3 protein-coding genes are annotated in these 1,558 nt (G+C 37.9%); 2 read left to right on the top strand and 1 reads right to left on the bottom strand.

The window, feature by feature from the left end; genetic code table 11:
* Both E5983_RS09015 and E5983_RS09010 read left to right on the top strand, forming a co-directional pair.
* Positions 1 to 207 (top strand): transposase (locus tag E5983_RS09015; RefSeq protein ID WP_202056752.1); only part of this gene is annotated, 207 nt, incomplete at its 5' end.
* Positions 208 to 505: 298 nt separating this feature from the next.
* Entirely contained in the window at positions 506 to 1,126 is a 621-nt protein-coding gene (locus E5983_RS09010; protein ID WP_160333490.1) for a CadD family cadmium resistance transporter, read from the top strand.
* Between the two features lie 246 nt (positions 1,127 to 1,372).
* Here E5983_RS09010 and E5983_RS09005 read toward each other — a convergent pair.
* The coding region (locus E5983_RS09005) for a transposase (RefSeq protein ID WP_160332058.1) at positions 1,373 to 1,558 on the bottom strand (186 nt) is incomplete at its 5' end.

Genomic DNA, 1,558 nt, shown 5'->3' with positions numbered 1-1,558 from the left:
ATGGATAATGCTAGCTTTCACCCTAAAAAGATGTTAGACCAGTTGTCAATAAGTAACGGACATATTTTTCTACCTTTTCCACCCTATTCTCCAGAGTTAAATCCCATTGAGAAAAGCTGGGCTAATTTAAAGAAAGCGGTGGCAGAGTATCTCAGAGAGGGAAGAACTATAATAGATGCTATTGTATACTATTTTGAAGTCAAATGACTATATCAGCTAATTGCACTATATAAGTGCACTGATACTCGGCTCAAAAGAGCCGAAATAGCTGTCTGCAAGACCTCTCGGAGAGCCCATCTTTACGAAGTAAAGTATAGTGGGTTATTATACTTTACGTGGAAGTAGTCACCGAATTCCAGTTAGAAATTACTTTGTAACTATGTTTTGAGGAGGAGTAAAATGCTTTCCTACGTTCGATATTACCCATTAGCGATAGCTAAATTAATGTGTCTGTGCTCTCCTAAAATCTGCTGATTTATTACTGACTAATACAGGAGGTTTTTTTATGGGACAGACAATCATATCTGCTATTGGTGTTTATATTTCCACCAGTATCGATTATTTAATCATTTTAATTATTTTATTTGCACAGCTATCACAGAATAAACAGAAATGGCATATTTATGCAGGTCAATATCTAGGCACTGGCTTACTTATAGGGGTGAGTTTAGTTGCTGCTTATATCGTCAATTTCGTGCCTGAAGCATGGATGGTTGGATTACTTGGTTTAATCCCTATCTATGTAGGGATTCGCTTTGCAATTGTTGGAGAAGGTGAGGAAGAAGAAGAGGAAGAAATTATCGAAAGATTAGAGCAAAGCAAGGCAAAGCAACTGTTTTGGACAGTTACATTGCTGACAATTGCGTCTGGCGGAGATAATTTAGGTATCTATATACCTTATTTTGCTTCGTTAGATTGGCCACAGACCCTCGTGGCGTTGCTTGTATTTGCAATCGGCATAATTATCTTTTGCGAGCTTAGTCGGGTGCTATCTTCTATTCCGTTAATATTCGAAACAATTGAAAAATACGAGCGAATCATTGTGCCCTTAGTATTCATTCCACTTGGATTATACATCATGTATGAAAGTGGCACTATTGAGACTTTTCTGAACTTTATTTTATAGATAAGAGGCTGGGACAAAAACCCCTCTGACTAACGCAAATCAAATCACCTTACCACTAGAAATTGCTTCAGGGCACCTCTAAAACATACTAAGATTAGTAGTGAGGAAATCTCCGACGGGAGAGAGTACTCACTACTTTTTCTTTATGTTAAAGGGTTCTTTGTCAAGTTGTGTGGAATCCCTGAAAACTGACAATATAGAATAAAGACAATCTTCCTTCCTCCCCTCCTTAGAGGGGAGGGATTTTTAGATAGAGTGGACAGCAGGAGTCTGCATCCAGTAAATTCTGGCAAATAGATGCTCATGTTTTCGAAATCCGAAAGCAGAACGTTTCAACAACTTAATCTTATTATTGGTTCCTTCAACGAGACCGTTATTGTAGGGTACCGATAAAGCCAAGCGTATACTTTCTTCCTTTTTCAAAAGAAAAGC

The sequence above is a fragment of the Streptococcus danieliae genome (assembly GCF_009767945.1).
Lineage (GTDB): Bacteria > Bacillota > Bacilli > Lactobacillales > Streptococcaceae > Streptococcus > Streptococcus danieliae.
This window is presented reverse-complemented; position numbering and strand designations above follow the sequence as displayed.